The organism is Mucilaginibacter angelicae (assembly GCF_042434235.1).
Classification (GTDB): domain Bacteria; phylum Bacteroidota; class Bacteroidia; order Sphingobacteriales; family Sphingobacteriaceae; genus Mucilaginibacter; species Mucilaginibacter angelicae.
On the sequence record NZ_JBHLTS010000045.1, the window covers coordinates 1 to 1642 of the forward strand.

The 1642-nt window shown below is 40.6% G+C and carries 1 protein-coding gene; it reads right to left on the reverse strand.

Features of this window, described 5'->3' with window-relative positions:
- Positions 1-477 precede the first annotated feature (477 nt).
- Positions 478-1542, reverse strand: coding sequence for an IS110 family RNA-guided transposase (locus ACFFGT_RS19220; RefSeq protein WP_377024138.1), 1065 nt, complete (start codon positions 1540-1542; stop codon positions 478-480).
- Positions 1543-1642 lie beyond the last annotated feature (100 nt).

Consider the following 1642-nt stretch of genomic DNA (forward strand, 5'->3'; position numbering starts at 1 on the left):
GAGAAATCTCCTATGATGAAAATAAGCTACAGAAAGGCTAATATTCTTGAAAAGCGGGCTAATAGACTACTATAAAGTTATAATTTATAAATGATTAAGCAAAGCGAGGCCATGTTTTCTTAATTTCATATGCAGATCAGAAGAGGAAACAGGCTCTGCTGAGGAGCAACCTACCAGCAATATGATCTGCCGAACTGGATAGAAGAAGTCTCTGTAACAGGAGACTTTTTTATTGTCTATCTTTTTCGCCTATGGCTAAGAAAACCCTCACCAACTTTTAATATTTTAAATACATTGATAAAGCAATTAATCTCCTATAAGCAGACACCATTACGGGCCGCAGTATCGCGTTTAAATTGTTGGATAAAATGATAACCGTAGTCTTATACAGAGCAGACACTTCACAGGCTGCGGATTTCTCATTCCGGTTTCTCATCTGGTAAAAACAGATTGTTTTATCTTGTACTTTTGTTAATATTATTTAACCACGGCTGTTACATACCCGACTTCATTTTTCATTACATAACGGATCCGGTTAAGCATCTTTTTAGCTATCCTGATGATGGCATTATTCTTTTTCATCCTCTTACAATAGTTGTTAAAGGCCATCGTCATGGCAGGATCTGTACGAATTGCTGTCCAACTGGCCTCAATAAGTTTTTCTCTGAGCTGATGATTTGCCCGCCTGGTCAGGCCTGATACGTTTTCCTTGTCACCGGTGCTGTGGGTATTGGGCACAAGACCAACAAAATCACATAAAGCATCAAAGGACTTAAAGCGGTTAATATCGCCTACTTCTGTTACAAACAACAACGCGGTAATTTCACCTATTCCCGGAACTGTCCTTATTAGGATTATTCTTTTCTTATACCGTTCCTGTTTAGACAAGGTTCGCACTTGCCGGGTTGCAGCAAGCACCATGCCCCGGGCCTGCTGGTAACCCTGTAGCTTCAGGTCAAGTACTGTTCTTGCCGAAGGGTTCAGTGACAAACTTTTAAGCCAGTCGGTAAAAACATTCGACCAATACCGGCTCTCTGATTCACCAAATGTTATCCCCTGAAAATGAAGCCAGCTACGGATGCGGTTCTTATTGCGCGTCTGGTCTTTTACCATTTGATTATAGGTACGGATAATATCCCTGTCATCCTGCTGTTCAATGCCGGGGATAAAAATACCGGTAAGCTGACCTTTACTCAATGCCTGCCCCAATTTCCGGCAATCGACAACATCTGATTTGCGTTGCTTTTCCTTACCTGTGGTTGGGACATCGGCCGGATTAACAACAATACAGTTAATCCCGGATCCGGCAAACTCACGCTGATAACTGAATCCACAAAAGCCTGCTTCGTAAACAACATGATAATCCGCTGACGGGTAATTGCGCTTCAAATAAGTACTTAATTCATTGGCCGAAGGATTTTGTGAAAATGTCCTCAGTTCCATCTGCTCACTTCGAATGCTAATCTTCCAGGATTTCTTATGAACATCTATCCCTGCAAAAATCTTTTGCCCGCTAAAGTCTAATTGTGTAACTTGTTTCATGAGTTCTTGATTTAAAGTGTTTGTTCTTAGTTTTCACTTTAATCTACAACCTTTCTTTCAAGAACTCTTCTTTAACTATTTCATGCATACGATCTTATAC